The sequence below is a fragment of the Streptomyces sp. SID13726 genome (assembly GCF_010548375.1).
In the GTDB taxonomy this organism is placed as follows: Bacteria; Actinomycetota; Actinomycetes; order Streptomycetales; family Streptomycetaceae; genus Streptomyces.
Genome location: NZ_JAAGLY010000603.1, coordinates 1 through 416, shown reverse-complemented (window position 1 = coordinate 416; position 416 = coordinate 1). Strand labels below are relative to the sequence as shown.

Genomic DNA, 416 nt, shown 5'->3' with positions numbered 1-416 from the left:
GAACCCGGAGTTCCTGCGCGAGCACATCAAGCTCAACGACGACGGCACGTACACCGTGACGATGTACAAGGACGGCGAGCCGGTCGAGATCGTGGTGGAGGCGACCGTCCCGGAGAACGGCGTCGGCGGTCAGAACGGCGAGCCCAACTGGGTGTCGATCTACGAGAAGGCGGCGGCCGAGTACTTCGGCGGCGACTACCAGGACATCGACGGCGGGCACTCCGACGACGCGTTCGAGGCCATCACGGGCCGCCCGGCCGAGCGGTCGGGGGAGCTCAGCCTCTCCGACATCCAGGACCGGCTGAAGGACGGGCCCGTCGCGGTGGGCACCGAGGACGACGACGCGTTCTGGTGGTTGGAGGACGAGGTCGACGACAGCCGCATCGTCCCCAACCACGCGTACGTCGTCACCGAGG

At 68.3% G+C, this 416-nt stretch carries 1 protein-coding gene; it reads left to right on the top strand.

Translation table 11 applies throughout. The annotated features are described in order from the left end of the window. A partial coding sequence (locus G3I78_RS49340) for a C2 family cysteine protease (protein ID WP_203616579.1) occupies nt 1-416 on the top strand: 416 nt, incomplete at both ends.